The sequence below is a fragment of the Micromonospora echinaurantiaca genome (assembly GCF_900090235.1).
GTDB classification, from domain to species: Bacteria; Actinomycetota; Actinomycetes; order Mycobacteriales; family Micromonosporaceae; genus Micromonospora; species Micromonospora echinaurantiaca.
On the sequence record NZ_LT607750.1, the window covers coordinates 4580119 to 4597978 of the forward strand.

16 protein-coding genes are annotated in these 17860 nt (G+C 75.6%); 9 read left to right on the forward strand and 7 right to left on the reverse strand.

Features of this window, described 5'->3' with window-relative positions:
• Nucleotides 1-5: 5 nt before the first annotated feature.
• From GA0070609_RS20515 to GA0070609_RS20535, 5 genes are all read left to right on the forward strand, one after another.
• The gene (locus tag GA0070609_RS20515; protein ID WP_088995273.1) at nt 6-863 is read left to right on the forward strand and encodes a spermidine synthase; all 858 of its coding nucleotides are present in this window, start codon (nt 6-8) and stop codon (nt 861-863) included.
• Between the two features lie 83 nt (nt 864-946).
• Nucleotides 947-1639 (forward strand): sigma-70 family RNA polymerase sigma factor, encoded by a 693-nt coding sequence (locus tag GA0070609_RS20520; RefSeq protein ID WP_088995274.1) that lies wholly within the window; start codon nt 947-949, stop codon nt 1637-1639.
• Nucleotides 1636-2421, forward strand: a complete 786-nt coding sequence (locus GA0070609_RS20525; protein WP_088995275.1) for an anti-sigma factor family protein — start codon at nt 1636-1638, stop codon at nt 2419-2421. Before GA0070609_RS20520 ends, GA0070609_RS20525 begins: the two co-directional genes overlap by 4 nt.
• Before the next feature lie 207 nt (nt 2422-2628).
• Nucleotides 2629-3279, forward strand: coding sequence for a COG4315 family predicted lipoprotein (locus GA0070609_RS20530; protein ID WP_088995276.1), 651 nt, complete (start codon nt 2629-2631; stop codon nt 3277-3279).
• Between the two features lie 271 nt (nt 3280-3550).
• Nucleotides 3551-4462 (forward strand): DNA-3-methyladenine glycosylase family protein, encoded by a 912-nt coding sequence (locus GA0070609_RS20535; RefSeq protein ID WP_088995277.1) that lies wholly within the window; start codon nt 3551-3553, stop codon nt 4460-4462.
• 157 nt (nt 4463-4619) lie between these two features.
• Here GA0070609_RS20535 and GA0070609_RS20540 read toward each other — a convergent pair whose 3' ends face one another.
• Together GA0070609_RS20540 and GA0070609_RS20545 are read right to left on the reverse strand one after the other, a co-directional pair.
• Nucleotides 4620-5123 carry a DUF1990 family protein gene (locus GA0070609_RS20540; protein WP_088997869.1) on the reverse strand — a complete coding sequence of 168 codons (504 nt, stop codon included), beginning with the start codon at nt 5121-5123 and terminating at the stop codon, nt 4620-4622.
• A 72-nt stretch (nt 5124-5195) separates the two neighbouring features.
• The gene (locus GA0070609_RS20545; protein ID WP_088995278.1) at nt 5196-5408 is read right to left on the reverse strand and encodes a hypothetical protein; all 213 of its coding nucleotides are present in this window, start codon (nt 5406-5408) and stop codon (nt 5196-5198) included.
• A 136-nt stretch (nt 5409-5544) separates the two neighbouring features.
• Between GA0070609_RS20545 and GA0070609_RS20550 the strand changes: the two genes are divergently transcribed.
• On the forward strand, nt 5545-6657 hold the full coding sequence (locus GA0070609_RS20550; RefSeq protein ID WP_088995279.1) for an ATP-dependent DNA ligase: 1113 nt from the start codon (nt 5545-5547) through the stop codon (nt 6655-6657).
• Nucleotides 6658-6711: 54 nt separating this feature from the next.
• Complete coding sequence (locus tag GA0070609_RS20555; RefSeq protein ID WP_231928903.1) at nt 6712-8274, forward strand: alpha/beta hydrolase; 1563 nt, start codon at nt 6712-6714, stop codon at nt 8272-8274.
• Here the strand turns inward: GA0070609_RS20555 and GA0070609_RS20560 are convergent.
• Nucleotides 8201-8713, reverse strand: a complete 513-nt coding sequence (locus GA0070609_RS20560; RefSeq protein WP_088995281.1) for a potassium channel family protein — start codon at nt 8711-8713, stop codon at nt 8201-8203. The two genes, GA0070609_RS20555 and GA0070609_RS20560, sit on opposite strands and share 74 nt — an antisense overlap.
• A gap of 74 nt (nt 8714-8787) precedes the next feature.
• Between GA0070609_RS20560 and GA0070609_RS20565 the strand changes: the two genes are divergently transcribed.
• Complete coding sequence (locus GA0070609_RS20565; RefSeq protein ID WP_088995282.1) at nt 8788-9240, forward strand: GNAT family N-acetyltransferase; 453 nt, start codon at nt 8788-8790, stop codon at nt 9238-9240.
• A 139-nt stretch (nt 9241-9379) separates the two neighbouring features.
• Nucleotides 9380-9913, forward strand: coding sequence for a hypothetical protein (locus GA0070609_RS20570; RefSeq protein WP_088995283.1), 534 nt, complete (start codon nt 9380-9382; stop codon nt 9911-9913).
• A gap of 147 nt (nt 9914-10060) precedes the next feature.
• Here GA0070609_RS20570 and GA0070609_RS20575 read toward each other — a convergent pair whose 3' ends face one another.
• The 4 genes from GA0070609_RS20575 to GA0070609_RS20590 form a co-directional block, all read right to left on the reverse strand.
• Nucleotides 10061-10792, reverse strand: coding sequence for an ABC transporter ATP-binding protein (locus tag GA0070609_RS20575; protein WP_088995284.1), 732 nt, complete (start codon nt 10790-10792; stop codon nt 10061-10063).
• A gap of 67 nt (nt 10793-10859) precedes the next feature.
• Nucleotides 10860-11855: an ATP-binding cassette domain-containing protein gene (locus GA0070609_RS20580; protein WP_088995285.1), complete on the reverse strand. Its 996-nt coding sequence runs from the start codon at nt 11853-11855 to the stop codon at nt 10860-10862.
• Between the two features lies 1 nt (nt 11856).
• On the reverse strand, nt 11857-14565 hold the full coding sequence (locus GA0070609_RS20585) for an FtsX-like permease family protein (RefSeq protein WP_088995286.1): 2709 nt from the start codon (nt 14563-14565) through the stop codon (nt 11857-11859).
• 43 nt (nt 14566-14608) lie between these two features.
• Nucleotides 14609-17818, reverse strand: coding sequence for an ABC transporter permease (locus GA0070609_RS20590; RefSeq protein ID WP_088995287.1), 3210 nt, complete (start codon nt 17816-17818; stop codon nt 14609-14611).
• Between the last annotated feature and the right edge of the window lie 42 nt (nt 17819-17860).

Below are 17860 nucleotides of genomic sequence, written 5' to 3' on the forward strand. Positions count from 1 at the left end.
GCGGCATGGGGCGCAGGCGGGCCGGGGACCGGGTGGTGGAGCAGGTCGACACCGGGCTCGCCGAGCTGGCGCCGGACCCGGACCGGGCCGGCTCGTGGACCCTGCTGCTGGACGGCGCGCCGCAGTCGCACGTCGACCTGGCCGATCCCACCCACCTGGAGTTCGAGTACGTCCGCCGGCTGGCCGCGGCGATCGACCTGGTCGCGCCGGCCGGCGCCCCGCTGCGGGTGCTGCACCTGGGCGGCGGCGCGCTGACCCTGCCCCGGTACGTCAGCGCCACCCGCCCGGGCTCGACCCAGCGGGTGGTCGAGGTGGACGGCGGGCTGGTGGACCTGGTCCGGCGGGTGCTGCCGTGGCGCGCCGACCCGCGGCTGCGGGTCCGGGTCGCCGACGCCCGAGCGGTGTTGGCCAGCACCCGCGAGGCCAGCTGTGACCTGGTGGTCGCCGACGTCTTCGCCGGCGCCCGGACCCCGGCCCACCTGACCTCCGTCGAGTACGCCGCCGAGGTGGCCCGGGTGCTGCGCCCGGAGGGCTGGTACCTGGCCAACGTCGCCGACGGCCCGCCGCTGCGGTACGCCCGCGGCCAGCTGGCCACGGTCCGTTCGGTGCTGCCCCGGGCCTGCCTGGTCGGGGACGCGGCCGTGCTGCGCGGGCGGCGCTACGGCAACCTGGTGCTGGTGGCCGGCCGGGTGGAGCCGTCGGTGCCGGAGCTGACCCGGCGGGCCGCCGGGGACTGGTTCCCCGGCCGGGTGCTGGCCGGGGCGGACCTGGACCGCTTCGTCGGCGGCGCCCCGGTGGTGCGGGACGCCGACGCCACCGCCTCGACGCCGCCACCGCCCGGGATTTTTTCCGTCCGCCGTTGATCCGTTCGGCCCGGCGCTGCGTACCACCGGGCGGCCATGCCCGTGGGGGGAGGGCCGATGTCATCGGACACCCGGAGGTCTGCATGCATGCGGTGGCGGTCGGCTGGCACGGCGACTCGGTGCGGGCGGACTGGATGTCGGCGCGGTCCCAGTCGCGCTCGACCCGGTCCGCACGTGGGGTCGACGCCCGCCCGTCGCCTCGCCAGAATGACCCGGTGACGCCGCGACCGGCGCCGGGACGCCACCAGGCGGCGTCGTCCGAGGCCGCTCACTCCGACCAGTTGATCCGGCTGCTCTACGCCGAGCACGCCGGCCCGCTGCTGATGTTCGTCATGCGGCTGACCGGTGGGGACCGGCAGCGCGCGGAGGACATCGTGCAGGAGACCCTGCTGCGGGCCTGGCGCAACGCGCACCGCCTGGGGGCGCAGGGGCAGGGGTCGCTGCGACCCTGGCTGGTCACCGTGGCCCGCCGGATCGCCATCGACGAGCACCGCAGCGAGCAGGCCCGGCCCGCCGAGACGTACGACCGGGACCTGACCGCGTTCGCCGAGGCGGACAGCACCGACCGGGTGCTGCGCACGATGACCGTGGCGGACGCGCTGCGTACGCTGAGCCAGTCGCACCGGGAGATCCTGGTGGCCACGTACTTCCGGGGCCGGACGGTGCCCGAGGCGGCGGAGGAGCTGGGGCTTCCGCTGGGCACCGCCAAGTCGCGGGTCTACTACGCGCTGCGCGCGCTGCGCACGGCTCTGCAGGAACGGGGGGTGACGGAATGAGCCGGGCGGACCACATGGACGTCGCGGCGTACGCGCTGGGCGTGCTGGACGAGCAGGACACCGAACGGTTCGAGGAGCACCTCGCCACCTGCTGGGCGTGCGCCGCGGAGCTGGAGACCATGGTCCCGGTGGTCGGGCTGCTCTCCGGCATCGACGGCGAGACGATGTCCGCGCTGGAGCAGACGCAGACCGACCCGGCGCTGCTGGACCGCACCCTGGTCGCGGTCCGGGCCGACCGGCGGCGTACCCGGTTCCGGCAGCTGCTGGCCACCGCGGCCGCCGTGGTGGCGCTCGGCGGCCTGACCGGGATCGGCTTCGCCAGCGTGGTCGAGCGGGACGACGCCCCGCCGGACGTGATCGCCGGACCGACCACCGGTGCCCCGCCCACCCCGCCGGACGGGACGCGCTCCGCCGGCCCGAACGAACCGGGCGTCGGCGGCAACGAGGAGGAGGGCGACCGGCACGACGTGGTGGACCCGAGCACCGGCGTGAAGTCGACGTTCTTCGTGGTGTCCAAGGAATTCGGCACCCGGGTCAACTTCAGCCTCTCCCGGCTGCCCGGGCCGCGGATCTGCCGGCTGGTGGTGGTGCGGAAGAACGCCACCACCGAGGTGATCTCCACCTGGTCGGTGCCGGGAGGTGGGTACGGCACCAACACCAACCCGCAGCTGCTGACCCTGTCGGCGGCCACCTCGACGCCGGTCGACGACATCAAGCAGTTCCAGGTGCAGTCGGTGGACGCGAACGGGGTGGCCAGCCCGCTGGTGACCGTACCGGTCTGACCGTCGATGCCGATCGGCGCCGGCCAGCGACAATGGCCGGCGCCGATCGGTCGTTGGCTCTTCTGAATGGCGGTCGTCGATGGCGCACACGCATCCGGAGCGCGCCCGGTTCAACCATTCCTTGTGAAATTGGCCACGGATCCGATTTCAACCTTGACAGCCCTCGTGCCGTATTACCCCGTGAACTGCCAAGCATGAGGAGGGCACGTGGCACAGATGAAGCGGACCGTCATCGTCGCGAGCGCGATGGTCGCACTTACGGCCTGCGCTCCCGCGGGTTACGACGGGGCGAACCAGAGCGCGGCCGAGCCGGTCGCCGTCGCCGCGGCCGAGCCCAGCGCGACGGCTGAACCGGAGGCGTCGGCATCGGCGGAGGCCCCGGTGGCCGACGCGCCGCCGCCCGCCGACGTCGAACTCACCGACCGGCTCATCGGCAAGAAGGTCGCCCGGATGGGCAGCGTGGTCACCGACCAGGACGGGTGGATCCTGTACCGCTTCGACAAGGACACCAACGACCCGGCGGCGTCCAACTGCGTCGACAAGTGCGCGGAGGTCTGGCCGCCGGCGCTCACCGACGGCAACCCGCAGCTCAACGGCGTCTCCGACGACAAGGTCGGCACCGTGACCCGGCAGGACGGCACCCGGCAGATCACCCTGGACGGCTGGCCGCTCTACCGCTACATCGGCGACAAGAAGCCCGGCCAGTGGAAGGGCCAGGGCGTCGGTGGCACCTGGTTCGTGGTGGCGCCGGACGGCAAGAAGAACCTGACCTGCCTGCCCACCGGCACGCCGAAGCCGGTGGCCCCGCCCTCGGACGACCAGGGCGCGCAGGGCGGCGACTCCGGCTACTCGTACTGACCCACTCCTGGGCCCGGTGGCCGGTCGCAGCCGGGGAGGGCGCGGCCGGTCACCGTCGTCGACCGGGTCGGCGGCACCGGCCGCCGGTCCCGGCGAACCGGGAGCGGGCCCGGGTCGGTGGCGCGCCGACGCCAGCAGGCGCTGCCCACCGAGGTCCCCCCAACCCGCACCCACGGCCGGATCCCGGCCGGTCCGCTCCCGAGGCACCGCCGACGCCACGCGCGTCGGCGGTGTCGTGTGTCACCCGGACCGGCCGTGACAGCATGTCCCGGTGACCGAACCCACCGCGCGCCGGGCGCTGCGCCCGCCGGCCGGCTACCGGCTGGCCGCGTCGGTACGGGCGCTCACCTTCAGCCCGTACGACCCGTGCGCCCGGATCGTGGACGGCGCCTTCTGGTGGGCCGCCCGCACCCCGGCCGGGCCGGCCACCCTGTCCCTGCGCCCGGCCGCCGGTGAGCTGGTCGCCGAGGGGTACGGCCCCGGCGCCGACTGGCTGGTGGACCGGGCGGACGCGGTGGCCGGGCTGCGCGACGACCTCACCGGCTTCGCCGCGCTCGCCGCCGCCAACCCGGTGGTGGCCCGGCTGGCCGCGCAGCACCGGGGGCTGCGGATGCCGGCCACCGGGCTGGTCTTCCCCCGGCTGCTGCGGGCGGTCTTCGAGCAGAAGGTGACCGGCAAGGAGGCCTACCGGGCGTACGCGGCGACGGTTCGCCACTTCGGCGAGCCGGCGCCCGGCCCGCTGCCGCTGCTGCTGCCGCCGGAGCCGGCCGCCGTCGCGGCCACCCCCTACTGGGTGTTCCACCCGTTCGGGGTGGAGCAGCGCCGGGCCGAGACGCTGCGCCGCGCGGCCGCCGCCGCGGAGCGGTTGCAGCGGTGCGCGGACGCCGCCGAGGCGACCCGCCGGCTCACCGCGATCGCCGGCATCGGCCCGTGGACCGCCGCCGAGGTGGTCCGGGTCGCGTACGGCGACCCGGACGCGGTCAGCGTCGGCGACTACCACATCCCGAACACGGTGGCCTGGGCGCTGGCCGGGGAGCCGCGTGGCGACGACGCCCGGATGCTGGCCCTGCTGGAGCCGTTCCGCGGGCACCGGGGTCGGGTCTGCGTGCTGCTGGAGGCCGCCGGCGTCCAGGCGCCGAAGTTCGGTCCCCGCGCCCCGATCCGCTCCTTCGCCCGGTTCTGACGACCGGCTCCGGCGACAGGCACGCCCGGCCGGCTCCGACGACAGGCGCGCACGACCGCTGCCGACCGGGACCGCGGGCCGGGTGGCCACGGCGGGCCGGGCGGGGCGATGGCCGGGGGCACGATCGCGCGCACCGGCGCGAGCCGTCGCGGCGGCGTCAGCGGCGGGCGCAGAGCCGGCGCAGGGTGCGCCCCAGCCACCAGGCGTACGCGTGCTGGAAGAGCCGGCCGGCCGGGCCGGCCGCGCGCATGAGGCACCCGCCGGGGCGGCTGAACGCCATCACCTCGAACCAGACCCGCCCGACGGCATCGCGGCTGACCACGAACGCCTCCTCACCCCGCGCCGGGTGCCCGGGCAGCGTGCCGTACCCGAAGCCGGCCCGGTCCGCGTCGTCGACGGCCCAGACCACCTGGCAGGGCGCGGCCATCCGCAGCGGGCCGACGCCCAACCGGGAGACGACCCGCACCCCGGGCTCGGCGCGGGCGGCGTCGGTGTCCATCCGGATCCCGGCGGACCGGTGCACGCGCCAGGAGAGCACCGCCGCGCCGGCGGCGGCGAAAGCGCCGTCCGGCAGCCGGACCCGGTGCCGCACGTGCCGCCAGCCGGCCGGCAGCCGGCCGTCCCGGGTGGCGCCGACGTGCGGATAGGTCAGTGCCGGCACGTGCACCCCCAGGCTCGACGGATCACCGCCAGCCTACGGGCGCGCCGGGCTCGCCCGCCGGGAACGCGCGGCTCAGGCGGCCTCGCGCAGGTCGGCCAGTTCGAGGGGGGTACGCCGGCGCAGCAACTCCTCCAGTTCGGCCACCGAACCGACCTCGCCGAGCACGTTCTTGCCGCCACCGAACTGCCGCGGGTAGCGGTGCACCAGCCGGTAGCGGTACCGGCCCCGGATCAACTCGACGGTGACCCGCCAGCGACCACAACACCCGCAGACCCACTCGGACACCCCGCGAAAGTAGCTCTGAGCTGCGGTTATCTGATCCGGCCGGCGGGGCGGAAGCGGGACGGGGGCGGACACGCCGCCCGCGTACCGGCGGTGATCTGCCTCACCGTTGTCGGTGCCGTCTGGTTGACTGGTCGCCGTGGAGCTGCCGATCAATCCGCCGGTCGAGCCGATGCTGGCCAAGAGCGTCCAGAAGATCCCCACCGCCGCCGGGATGACCTACGAACCGAAGTGGGACGGCTTCCGGTGCATCGTCTTCCGGGACGGCGACGAGGTCGAGCTGGCCAGCCGGGGCGGCAAGACGATGACCCGCTACTTCCCCGAGGTGGTCGAGCAGGCCCGGCGGCAGCTGCCCGAGCGGTGCGTGGTCGACGGCGAGCTGATCGTGATCCGCCGCGACGGGCCGGGCGGCCAGCCCCGGCTCGACTTCGAGCTGCTGGCCCAGCGCATCCACCCGGCCGCCTCCCGGGTGAAGCTGCTCGCCGAGACCACCCCGGCCGACTTCGTCGCCTTCGACCTGCTCGCGCTCGGCGACGAGACGCTGCTCGATGCGCCCTACCCGCAACGGCGGGCCCGGCTGGAGGCCGCGCTCGCCGGGGTGCGCCCGCCGGTGCACGTCACCCAGGTCACCACCGACCCGGACACCGCGCACCGCTGGTTCGACGTCTTCGAGGGCGCCGGCCTGGACGGGCTGATCGCCAAGCCGGCCGACCTGCCGTACGAGCCGGGCAAGCGGCTGATGTTCAAGGTCAAGCACGCCCGCACGGCCGACGTGGTGGTGGCGGGCTTCCGCTGGCACAAGTCCGGCCCGGTGGTCGGCTCGCTGCTGCTCGGCCTCTACGACGACGCCGGCGTGCTGCACCACGTCGGGGTGTGCGCGTCGTTCACCATGGCCCGCCGGGCCGAGCTGCTGGACGAGCTGGCGCCCTACCGGGACGCCGGCGCCGAGCACCCGTGGGTGCACGGCGACCACGAGCGGGGCCAGCGGATCCCGGGCGGGGTCAGCCGGTGGACCGGCACGAAGAACCTGGAGTGGGAGCCGCTGCGTCCCGACCTGGTGGTCGAGGTCGGCTACGACGCGATGGAGGGTGACCGGTTCCGGCACACCGCCCAGTTCGTCCGCTGGCGGCCCGACCGCGACCCCCGCTCCTGCGGCTACGACCAGCTCGACCGTCCGGTCCGGTTCGACGTCGACCAGGTGCTGCGCGGTGACCCGGCGGCGACCGTCGGGTCCGCCGCCGGCTCCGCGTAGCCTGGCCGTCGACCCGATCACGGAGGCTCGCTCGTGACCCGCACTTCCGACCGGATCCGCCGGTTCCGGCTCACCCTGGCCGGGCTGGCCGGCGCCGCGTTGATCGCCGCCGGCTGCACCCTCCCGGCGCTCGCGCCGCGCACGGACACCGACGACGGGGCCGCCGCGCCGGGCACCGCGCCGACCTGGCGGGCCTGCCCGGAGGTGGCCGAGGACCTGGTCGGGCGGAGCGCCCCGGGCATGCGCTACGAGTGCGCCCGGATCGCGGTGCCACGCAACTGGGGCGCCGGCACCGGGGCCACCACCGGGCCGGGCGTCGGCGAGACCTTCGAGATCGCGCTGCTGCGGGTCCGCTCCACGAAGCAGCGCGACCGGATCGGTTCGCTGGTGGTCAACCCCGGGGGCCCGGGCGGCTCCGGTGTGGACACCGCCGTCTACCTCTCCTTCGGCCCGGCGTTCGGCGGCCTGCCGGCCTCGGTGACCGACCGCTTCGACATCGTCGGCTTCGACCCGCGCGGGGTGTCCCGGTCCAGCCCGGTGAAGTGCATCTCCGACGCCGACCTGGACGCCAGCTTCGGCTACGACCCCGATCCGGAGAGCCAGTCGGCGTTCGACGGGTTCGTGACGCTCAGCCAGCGGATCGGGCGCGGCTGCGGCGAGCGCTACGGCGACCAGCTGCCGCTCTACGGCACCGAGCAGGCCGCCCGGGACATGGACGCGGTGCGCGCTGCCGTCGGCGACGACAAGCTGACCTACCTCGGCTACTCCTACGGCACCCTGCTCGGCGCCACCTACGCCCAGCTCTACCCGCAGCGGGTACGCGCCCTGGTGCTGGACGGCGCGGTCGACCCGAAGCTGGGCCTGATCGCCGGCTCGGAGAGCCAGGCCAAGGGCTTCGAGCGGGCGTTCGACAACTTCACCCGGTGGTGCGCCGCCAACACCGGGCGCTGCCCGATCGCACCGGACGCCCGGGCCGCGGTCACCTCGGCGATCGACAAGGCGCGGGTCTCCCCGGTGCGGGGCGCCGACGGGCGGGACGCGACCCCGGGCTGGGTCTTCTACGCGGTGATCTCCTCGCTCTACACCGAGTCCGGGTGGCAGGAGCTGGCCCGGGCGATCGACCGGCTGGAGGGCGGCGACCCGGAGCAGGTGTTCCGCCTCGCCGACGCGTACGCCGGCCGGGAGGAGGACGGGCGCTACTCGAACCTGTTCGACGCCAACCTGGCGGTGAACTGCGCCGACGAGGAGGAGAAGCCGAGTCGGGAGCGGATTCGCCAGTTGCAGTCGCAGTGGCGGGCGAAGTACCCGCTGTTCGGCCCGGCGCTCGCCGTCGGCATGCTCTCCTGCACCGAGTGGCCCGGTGGCCGCGACCCGTACCCGACGGGTCGGGCCGACGGGGCGCCGCCGATCGTGGTGGTCGGCACCACCGGCGACCCGGCGACCCCGTACGAGCAGACCGGGGCGCTCGCCACGATGCTCGGGGTGGGCCGGGTGCTGACCTGGGAGGGCGAGGGGCACACCGCGTACCCGCAGACCGCCTGCATCACCGCTGCCGTGGACGCCTACCTGATCGACCTGACCGTCCCCAGGGCGGGGCTGCGCTGCCCGGCCCGCTGACCGGGCGCTCCGCCGGCAGGTCCGGCAGCTCGATGCCGTGCCGGGCGGCGATCTCCTCCAGCAACGCCCGCATCCGGCGTACGTCGGCTTTGAGCTGCTCCTGCTCCTCGTGCTCGAAGGCGTCGTCGTCGACGATCAGCCGGCTGGCGAAGTGCGCGGTGATCAGCGGGATGACCAGCAGCACCATTGTGGAGATGAGCAGTGCGGCCAGCGTGCGGCCGGCCCAGCTGGTGGGTGAGATGTCGCCGTAGCCGACGGTGGAGGCGGTCACCACCGCCCACCAGACGGCGTCGGCGGGGTTGCGGTTCTCCACCTCGCCGTAGATGACGCCGGCCACCACGATCATCAGCAGGTACGAGGTGATCAGCGTCCGGGGCGAGTTGGCGAACCAGACCAGCCCCCGGTAGATCCACCGGAACGGCAGCAGCAGGGCGTCCATGTCGCATCATGCTGCCCGGTACCGGCAACCGGTGCCCACACATCGGCCGGGATCGCTGTGCCAGGCTCACCGGCATGAGCGACGTGATCTTCCGTGAGGCGGTCCGGGCCGATCTGCCCGCGATCGTCGCCCTGCTCGCCGACGACGTGCTCGGCAAGGCGCGCGACCACGCCGAGGTGGACGCGGCGTACGAGAAGGCGTTCGCCGACATCACCGCCGACCCGCGCAACCAGCTGATCGTCGCCGACGCCGGCGGCGAGCTGCTCGGCTGCATGCAGCTGACCTACATCCCCGGGCTCGGCCGGCACGGCGCCGAGCGGCAGCTGATCGAGTCGGTGCGGGTCCGCTCGGACCGGCGCGGCCAGGGGCTCGGCCGGACGATGATGACCTGGGCGATCGACCAGGCGAGGCGGCGGGGCTGCGCGCTGGTGCAGCTCACCACGGACAAGACCCGGCGCGACGCGCACCGCTTCTACCTGAACCTCGGCTTCGTCGCCAGCCACGAGGGGATGAAGCTCCCGCTCTGACGGCTCCCCGCGACGTCCGCGCGGCCGGCTCGACCCGCCGGCGCTCCCCCGCGTCGGGGAGCCGGATCCCCCGGCGGCGGGGTGGCGGGCCCGTCCCGGCCGGCCAGGCTGGAACGGTCGCCGAGGAACGGAGTCCGTCATGACCAGCGCAACCGCCGTCGCCCCCGCCCCGTCCCGCCATGCCAGGGACGGACGGCCGGCGCCCCGGTGGGCGGTGCGGACCGCCCACCTGATCCCGCTGCTCACCCTCCCGTCCGGGTTGTGGCGCATCGCGCTGGTGGCCGGCGTACCGCTGGGCACGGTGGGCGTGGACGGGCCGATCGAGGGCTGGCTGGCCGTCTACATCGTGTCGCTGAGCGTGGTCTCCGAGGCGCTCGCACTGCTCGCGATCGGGCTGGTCCGACCGTGGGGCGAGACCTTCCCGCGCTGGCTGCCGCTGGTCGGCGGCCGGCGGGTGCCGCCGGCGTTCGCCGTCACCGCGGCCACCGCGGGCGCCGTCGCGCTCATCCTGATCTGGGGGTACGCCGCGGTGAACCTGGTGCTCGGCGACCTGACGGGCTTCACCCCGGGCGGGTTCGCGCTGTTGGTGGTCTGCTACGCACCGCTGCTGCTCTGGGGGCCGCTGCTGCTCGCCCTCACCGCGGCCTACCACCAGCGCCGCTGCCGCGACTGAGGCCGGACGGACCGGGCTGCGCCGGGCCTGACGGTCGGACCCGGCGGCGCGACCGGAACCGATCCGGGGCAGTGGTCGCGGTCGAAGCAGGACGGACCGGGCCGGACGGCGGGTTCGCACCGTGAGCCGGTGCGAACCCGCCGTGGCTCAGTCGTCGACCAGGTGGCCGTCGCGCAGGGTGAGGACGCGGTCGGCCAGGTCGATCAGGGCGGAGTCGTGCGTGGCGACCAGGGCGGTCATCCCCCGGGCGTGCACCACCGCGCGCAGCAGGTCCATGATGGACCGGCCGGTCTCCGAGTCGAGCTGGCCGGTGGGTTCGTCGGCGATGAGCAGGTCCGGCTCGTTGGCCAGGGCCCGGGCCACCGCCACCCGCTGCTGCTGGCCACCGGAGAGCTCGTACGGCCGCTGCGCCGCGTGCCCGCCGAGACCGACCATCTCCAGCAGCACGGCCACCCGCTCCTCCCGCTCCGCCGCCGGCACCCGGGCCAGCCGTAGCGGCACCCCGACGTTCTCCGCGGCGGAGAGGATCGGCACCAGCCCGAAGGTCTGGAAGACGAACCCGATGGTGCCTCGGCGCAGCTCCAGCAGCTCCCGCTCGCCGGCGCTGGTCACCTCGTGCCCGGCCACCACCACCCGGCCGGCGTTCGGCCGGTCCAGCCCGCCGACCAGGTTCAGCAGTGTGGTCTTGCCGGCGCCGGAGCGGCCCCGGACGGCGACCAGCTCGCCGCGCCCGGCGCTGAACGAGACGTCCCGGACCGCGTGCACGGCGTGCTCGCCGCGCCCGAAGGTCCGGCTGAGCCCCTCCACCCGGACCACCTCGTCGGTGGTCACCGCGCGCCCGCCGACCGCCAGACCCCGCACCACGACATCCTCGCTCATGCCAGCACTCCGCTCCGCCCCGTACCGTCCTGAGGCACCACCGCGCTCAGCCTGATGGTTCGCCCGCTCATGCCCCCGCCTCCCGCTCGTCCCGGGCCCGGTCGCCCGGGCGCACCTCCACGTGGTCCGGCTCCAGGTTGAGCCGGACCCGGTCGCGCAGCGACAGCGCCTCGACGAAGGGCGCCGGCAGCTGCATCCGGCCGGACCGGTCGAGCACCGCGTACTCCTCGGCGACCAGCTCGGTGTTGCCGTCGGCGCCGACCCGCGCGGTCCGGCGTACCTCCGAGGCGGTCCGGCCGTCGCGGATCGCGACGGTCCGGCGGACCTGCTCGGCCACGGCGTGGTCGTGGGTGACCACGACGATGGTCACGCCCAGCTCGGCGTTGATGGTCCGCAGCGCGGCGAACACCTCGGCGCCGGTCGCCTCGTCCAGCTCACCGGTCGGCTCGTCGGCGAAGAGCACCTCGGGGTCGTTGGCCACCGCCACCGCCACCGCGCAGCGCTGCTGCTCGCCACCGCTGAGCTGGCCGGGCCGGCGGTCGGCGCAGTACCCGACGCCCACCATGTCGAGCAGTTCGCGGGCCCGCTGCCGGCGGGACCGCCGGCCACCACGCCCCGCCAGCTGCATGGGCAGCTCGACGTTCTCCAGCGCGGTCAGGTACGGCAGCAGGTTACGGCCGGTCTGCTGCCAGACGAACCCGACCATCTGCCGCCGGTAGCTCAGCCGTCGACGGGCGGAGAGGTCGAGCAGGTCGTAGTCCCCCACCCGGGCGATGCCGGCGGTCGGGGTGTCCAGCCCGGAGAGGATGTTGAGCAGGGTGGACTTGCCGGAGCCGGACGCGCCCACGATCGCCACCAGCTCACCCCGGTCGATCACCAGGTCCAGGCCCTGCAGGGCGACCACCTCGACGCCCTCGGTCTTGAAGATGCGCACCAGGCCGTCGCAGACGATGTGCCCGCGCAGCCGGTGCCGGCCGCCGGCCCGCTCGGCCGCACGCTCGGCGGCCCGTGCCTGGAGGGCGGCCAGGTCCGGCACCATCGGAGTCTGGGCGGTAGCGGTCATCTCAACTCTCCTCTCCGAGCCGGAGCACCTCACCGAGGCGCAGCCGGCGGTTGTTCAGGGTCTCGACGGCGACCGCGAAACCGAGCGCGACGGCCCCGAGCACGACGACCCCGGCGACCAGACCGGGCTCGAACGCCACCGTGACCGGCGCGCCGCTGGTGAAGCTGGCCAGGTTGAGCCGCGGGGTGAGCAGCAGCGGCAGCAGCGCCCCGACCAGCGCGCCGGTGAGCACCGACACGCCCACCAGCGGGGCCAGTTCGACCACCAGCAGGCCCCGCCACTGCCGGCGGGACAGCCCGAGGGTGCGCAGCCGGGACAGCACCTGCCCACGGGCCCGGGCGCCGGCCAGCACGCTGAACGCGACGGCGAGCAGACCGAGCACCGTGCCGCCGGCCGCGCCGGCCACGAACCCGAAGACCAGCACCCCGTTGGCCCCGCCCTCGCCCACCTGGCGACGGACGTCCGCCCAGGTGAGCACCTCGACGCCGCGCGGCCGTTCACCGCCGGTGACCGCACCGCCGGTCTGGTAGCGGGTCTGGCCCTCGTCGCCGACCCGGCGCAGCGCCTCGGCGTCGAGGCCGTCACCGGCGACCAGGAAGCCGGTCGGCACCGGGTCGTAGTCGCGGCGCGGCAGCGACTGCAACGGCAGGATGACGAACCGGTCGTTGGCGGGCCGGAGCAGTGGGAAACGCTCCGCCCGTTCGGCCACCCGGAACTCGTACCGCTGGCCCTGCACGCTGACGAAGGCGGAGTCGGCCAGCCCGGCCTCGGCCAGGTCCTCGGCGACCAGCGGGGAGACCACGGCGGGCAGCGCGCCCGCCTGGCCGACCGGGGCGAGCAGCGCCGCGGGCACCGCGACGTCGACACCGGCCGACCGGGTGAGCCGGTCCAGCGCCGGTCCGTCCACCAGCAGCACGGTCACCGTGCCCATCAGGGCCTCGGCGCCGAGCGCGTCCGCCGCCGGCCGCTGCGCCGGTTCGTCGAGCACCGCGGCGGCGACCCGCACGCCGGGCAGCCGTTCCAGCTCGGCGCCGGTGTCCGGGGCGAGCCGATCGCCGCGGATCAGCGCGTCGCCGGGCACCGTCCGGTCGGCGACCCGGTCGCGGCTGGCCTCGATGCCGGTGGCGACCACCGCGCAGAACGCCGCTGTCGCGATGGCCAGCACCACGACGACCAGCGGGGCGGCCACCACCGATCGGCCGGCCCGCGCGGTGCCCAGGAACGCGACGCTGCCCCGGGTCCGCGCGGCGAGCCGGCTGACCAGCCGTAGCGGCCACGGGTACACGCGCAGCGCCAGCACCGCCGCGGCGACCGCGAGCAGCACCGGGACCGACACCAGCAACGGGTCGACCTCGCCGGGGGTCAACCCCCGGCGGACCAGCAGGACGGTGGCCAGCGCGGCCAGCAGCAGCACGAACACCTCGACGGTGAGCCGGCGGGAAGACGGGCGCACCCGGATCAGGTCGCGTCGACCCGGACCGCCGACCGGGGCGACCAGCGTGGCCAGCGGCAGCACGACGGTGAGCAGCGCGGCCGCCGCGACGGCGAGCGGCCAGGTGCCGCCGGGCGGCCCCGGGACGAGCGTGCCGAGCAGCCAGCCCGCCGCCGCGGCGACCGGAATGACCAGCAGCGACTCGGCCAGGCTGCGCCGGGCACCGGCGGTCGCCGAACCGCCCCGCGCGCGCAGCAGGGTGAACTCCTCCCGCCGTCGCCGCGTGCTCAGCGCGGCAGCCAGCGCCACCAGCCCGGCCAGGGTGGCCAGTACGCCGGCCGCGATCACCGCGAGCAACGTCCGGGCGGCGGTCAGCGCGGCGGCGAACTCCCGCAGCGGGATGTCGAGCCCCTGCACGAGGGTCCGCCTCGGCGGCGTCTCCCGCTTCATCTGCTCGATGCTGTCGATCATCTGGCCCAGCTTCCGGGCGTCGATGCCGTCCGCGCCCATCCGGTAGCGCCAGCTGAACCGCAGCGGCACCCCGACCAGCGCCTGGTCGTCCAGCCCGGCGGGGCTGACCAGTCCGACACCGATGAACGGCATGCCGTCGCCGGGCGGCTCCACCACCTCCAGCGCGGACGGCAGGTTGTCCCAGATCCCGTCGGACCGGTCGATCGGCTCGAACAGCCCGACCACGGTCACCGGCAGCCGCGCCGACGTGTCGTCCGGCGTCCCGGTGGCCATCTGCAGCCGGCTACCGACGCTCAGGTTGAGCCGCCGGGCGACGTCGGTGTTCAACGCCACCTGCACCGGCTGGTCGGGCGCCCCACGGTCCTCGGGCCAGTGGCCCTCGACCAGCGTGGCGGCCTCCTGCACGCCGGGCATGGTGCGCAGGGCCAGGTCGACGAGGAGGTTCTTCGCCGCCAGGTGTGGACCGGTCACCCGGTGCTGCTCGGACTCAGCGGCGTACCAGCGCTGCGCCACCGCGTCCCGCACGGCCGGCGGCATGCCGGCCTGCAGCGTGTCCAACTCACGCTGGTACGCCTCGACCAGCTTGGTCGCCCCGGGAGCGGCGGTGAGCGGCTGGGTGCTGTAGGTCAGGTCCCGCCTCGCCGCCGGCTGGCCGGCCAGGTGTTCCCGCAGCCCCTGCTCGGCGAGCCGGTTCACCACCCGGGGCACCCCGCTGATCAGCAGCGAGACGACCAGGGTCAACATCGCCAGCAGCAGGAACTGCCCGCCGTGGGCCCGGACCCGGCGGATGGCCGCGCCGATGCTCATCGCGCCGTCTCCCCACACTCGCTGGTCAGTCCGTTCCGCCCGGTCACCGCTCTCCCCCGATCCGCAACTGCGCCGCCGCCACCCGCTGCCGGATGCCGAGCGCGATGAACACGCTGAAGGCCAACGCCGCCAGCAGGAGGCCGACCGCGGTCGCCCCGATCGGCGCCCAGTGCAGCGCGAACGCCGCCTCGGGCACCGGCCGGCCACCGGCCGGCGTGAGGATGACCAGCGGGGCCATGGTCGCGCCGACCGCCGCGCCGAGCAGCAGGCCGACGCCGACGCCGATGCCGGCCAGGAAGGTCTGCTCGGCCAGCAGCGCCCGGGCCAGCAGCCGTGGGCTCGCGCCGAGGGTGTGCAGCACGGCGAACTCGGTCAGCCGGTGCCGCGCGGTGGCCCAGACGTCCACCACCAGGCCGACCAGCGCGAGCAGCACGGAGCCGAGCGCGGCGGCGAGCAGCCCGGTCCGGGCACCCTGCCAGTACGGGTCGCGGGCGGCCTCCGCGGCCACCTCGCGCCGGTCGAGGACGGTGGCGCCGGCCAGTTCACCGGCGGCCCGGGCCGCCTCGTCGTGCCCGCCGGCGGTGGTACTCACCCACCATTCCGGCACCGGCCGCACCGCGCCCTGCTCCCGGACCAGCCAGTCCATCGCGGCGGGCAGGTCGAGCAGCACCCCGGCCCCGGCGGCGGACGGCAGCGCGTCCACCTCGCCGACCAGGGTGACCGGCACCGACACGCCGGAGAGCGCGAGGGTGTAGGTGTCCCCTTCGCGCAGGCTCAGCGCCTCCCGCACTGCCGGGGTCATCAGCGCCGGCACCGGGGGATTGTCGTCGTCGGGCACGACGGCGAACCGGGACGGCGGCTGGAAGGCGAACCGGCCACCGGCGAGGTATTCCACCGCGTAGTCGGCGGTCAGCCCGGTCGGCGTCACCGTCACGGGAGTGCTGTCGTCCCGCACGCCGCTGGTGGCCGCCCAGGTGCCGGCGAGCTCCGCCGGGCGTGCGGTGCCGTCGGCCCCGACCAGCTTGAGATCAGCGACCGCCAGCCGGTACGACCGGCCCGCCGCGTCGCCACCGTCGGCCTCGAAGCCGGCCAGGCGCAGCCCGGCGCCACCGGTGTCGGGCAGCTCGACGGTGAACGGGACGGCCCGACCGTCGCTGCCGGCGGTGGCCACCGGTAGCCGGAAGGCCAGCCCGTCCCGCTGGGTCAGCAGGATCGACACGGCGATCTCGTGCGGGCGCACCGCCTTCTGGACGGGGGTGCGGACGGTGCCGGTGAGCGAGCGGGTGCCGGCGGGCAGCTCGACCCCGGCCGGGGCGGCCCGCTTGCTGACCAGCCGGTCGTACAGCGCCGAGGGCGGGACGTCGGCGAGCCGCTCGTCGAGCCGCACCACATCGGCCGCGGCGGCCGCGTCCACGGCCACCACGGTCACCGGCAGGTCGTTCCGGCCGAGGCGCACCTCGTCCCGCCAGGCCGGCAGCGTCCGGTCGGCGCCGGCCAGCGCGGCGATCTCCCCGGCGCGCTGCCCGGTGGCCTCGACCGGCACCCCGCCGGTCCGCTCGACCACCCGCAGGTCGGCGCCGACCGTGTGGTCGGCCTGGTCGAGGTGGGACCGCTCGCCGGTGGCGACCAGCGACCAGGCGAGGGTGCTGCCACCGACGGCGAGGGCGAGCAGCAGCACCGGCCCGGCGTGTGGGCGGCGGCCGGCCTGCCACATGCCGAACATGGTCGCCGTCCACAGCTTGCGGTCGATGAACCGCTCGGCGAACCGGGTGGCCGGCGGGAGCAGCCGCAACGCGACCACCGCGCCGGCGAGCACGCCGAGCGTCGGCGCGGCGACCAGCAGCGGGTCGAGGCCGAGCCGGCCGGCCGCGCCGGTCAACGGGGAGGAGTACTGGCGCAGCTGCACCCAGGCCAGCACGGCGAGCGCGACCAGCGCCAGGTCGAGGCTGGCCCGCTGCATGGTGGCGGAGCGGGTGGGCCGGGACAGGGCGGCCATGTCGGCCACGTACGTGCCGGAGCCGCGCAGGGTCGGGGCGACCATGGCCACCAGGCACCCGGCGGCCGCCGCGGACGCCGCCGCCCAGACCAGCGTGCCGCCGCCAGTGGCGGTGCTCAGCCCGGCCGGCCCGCCGGTGCCCACCAGCCGTAGCGCCTCGCCGGCCAGCAACGGCCCGAGCAGGGCGGCCGGGAGGACGACCAGGGTCGCCTCGCGGGCGGCGAGGCCAGCCAGCTGGCGGCGCGCGGCGCCCCGGGCCCGCAGCAGCGCGGTCTGGCCCCGCCGGTCCTCGTGCAGCAGCGCGGCGACCAGCACCAGCGCGTACCCGCCGAGGACCACGATCAGCAGCAGCGGGGTGGCCAGCGCGGAGCGGCCCACCAGGTCGGCCCGGGCGATCCGGTCGATCAGCCGCTCCATCGACGTGACGGTGCGGGCGGAGGAGCCGAGGTCGGCCGCCTCGGGCACCTCGGCCACCGCCTCGGCCAACGCCTTGCGCAGCTCGGGCAGGCGGCCGATGCCGGCCGCCACGAGATCCGGTTCGACCACCCAGGACGCCGAGACCGAGCCCGGGAAGGTCGCCTCGAAGTCGGCCCGGTCCAGCACGAACGGCCCGTACGAGCTGCCGGAGTCGGCGCTGCTGCCCGCGCCCACCCCGGGTGCCAGCTGCCAGTACGGGTCGGTCGTGTCGCGCGGTCGCCAGGTGCCGGCGAGCACCACCTCGCTGGACCGCTCGGTGGCCCGGTCGCGCAGCGGCACCCGGTCGCCCGGGGTGAGGCCCAGCGCGCCGGCGACCTTCTCGGGCAGCGTCACCTGCGCCGGCACCGCCCCCGCGGTAGGCCAGGCGCCGCTGGTGAGGTCCGCGTGGGCGGGCAGGTCGTCCAGCGTGGCGAGGTTGGCGAAGATCGGGTCGTCGTCGGTCCGGACCACCGAACCGAGGTCGCCGGTGAGTTCCCGGCCGGTGCCGTAGCGGGCCCCGGTGACCGCGAACGGGGCGTCGCCGAGGGCGGCGGCGAAACCGTCCCGGATGGCCCGGTCGCGGGTGGTGTACTCGGCGACGTCCTTGCCGCCGGAGCCGGTCACCAGCAGGCTGCGCTCCTCCATGGGTGCCCGGGCGAGCAGGGCCTGCTGCCCCGCCTCGACCGCCCGCCGGCTGTAGTCGGAGAGCCCGGTGACCAACGCGACCGCGACCAGTGCCGCCACCACGGCGGCGGCCAGCAGACCCCGCGCCGCTCGGGCCCGCCTCCACACCAGCTTCATCCGACGCCCTCCCCTGGCCCCCGTCGGGCCGACGAACAGCTA

What these genes read in the sequence shown, in the direction of transcription:
- GA0070609_RS20585 (WP_088995286.1), bottom strand. Translation starts at nt 14,565, where the DNA reads ATGAGCATCGGCGCGGCCATCCGCCGGGTCCGGGCCCACGGCGGGCAG.
- GA0070609_RS20525 (WP_088995275.1), top strand. Translation starts at nt 1,636, where the DNA reads ATGAGCCGGGCGGACCACATGGACGTCGCGGCGTACGCGCTGGGCGTG.
- GA0070609_RS20520 (WP_088995274.1), top strand. Translation starts at nt 947, where the DNA reads ATGCATGCGGTGGCGGTCGGCTGGCACGGCGACTCGGTGCGGGCGGAC.
- GA0070609_RS20570 (WP_088995283.1), top strand. Translation starts at nt 9,380, where the DNA reads ATGACCAGCGCAACCGCCGTCGCCCCCGCCCCGTCCCGCCATGCCAGG.
- GA0070609_RS20560 (WP_088995281.1), bottom strand. Translation starts at nt 8,713, where the DNA reads ATGGACGCCCTGCTGCTGCCGTTCCGGTGGATCTACCGGGGGCTGGTC.
- GA0070609_RS20580 (WP_088995285.1), bottom strand. Translation starts at nt 11,855, where the DNA reads ATGACCGCTACCGCCCAGACTCCGATGGTGCCGGACCTGGCCGCCCTC.
- GA0070609_RS20590 (WP_088995287.1), bottom strand. Translation starts at nt 17,818, where the DNA reads ATGAAGCTGGTGTGGAGGCGGGCCCGAGCGGCGCGGGGTCTGCTGGCC.
- GA0070609_RS20515 (WP_088995273.1), top strand. Translation starts at nt 6, where the DNA reads ATGGGGCGCAGGCGGGCCGGGGACCGGGTGGTGGAGCAGGTCGACACC.
- GA0070609_RS20565 (WP_088995282.1), top strand. Translation starts at nt 8,788, where the DNA reads ATGAGCGACGTGATCTTCCGTGAGGCGGTCCGGGCCGATCTGCCCGCG.
- GA0070609_RS20575 (WP_088995284.1), bottom strand. Translation starts at nt 10,792, where the DNA reads ATGAGCGAGGATGTCGTGGTGCGGGGTCTGGCGGTCGGCGGGCGCGCG.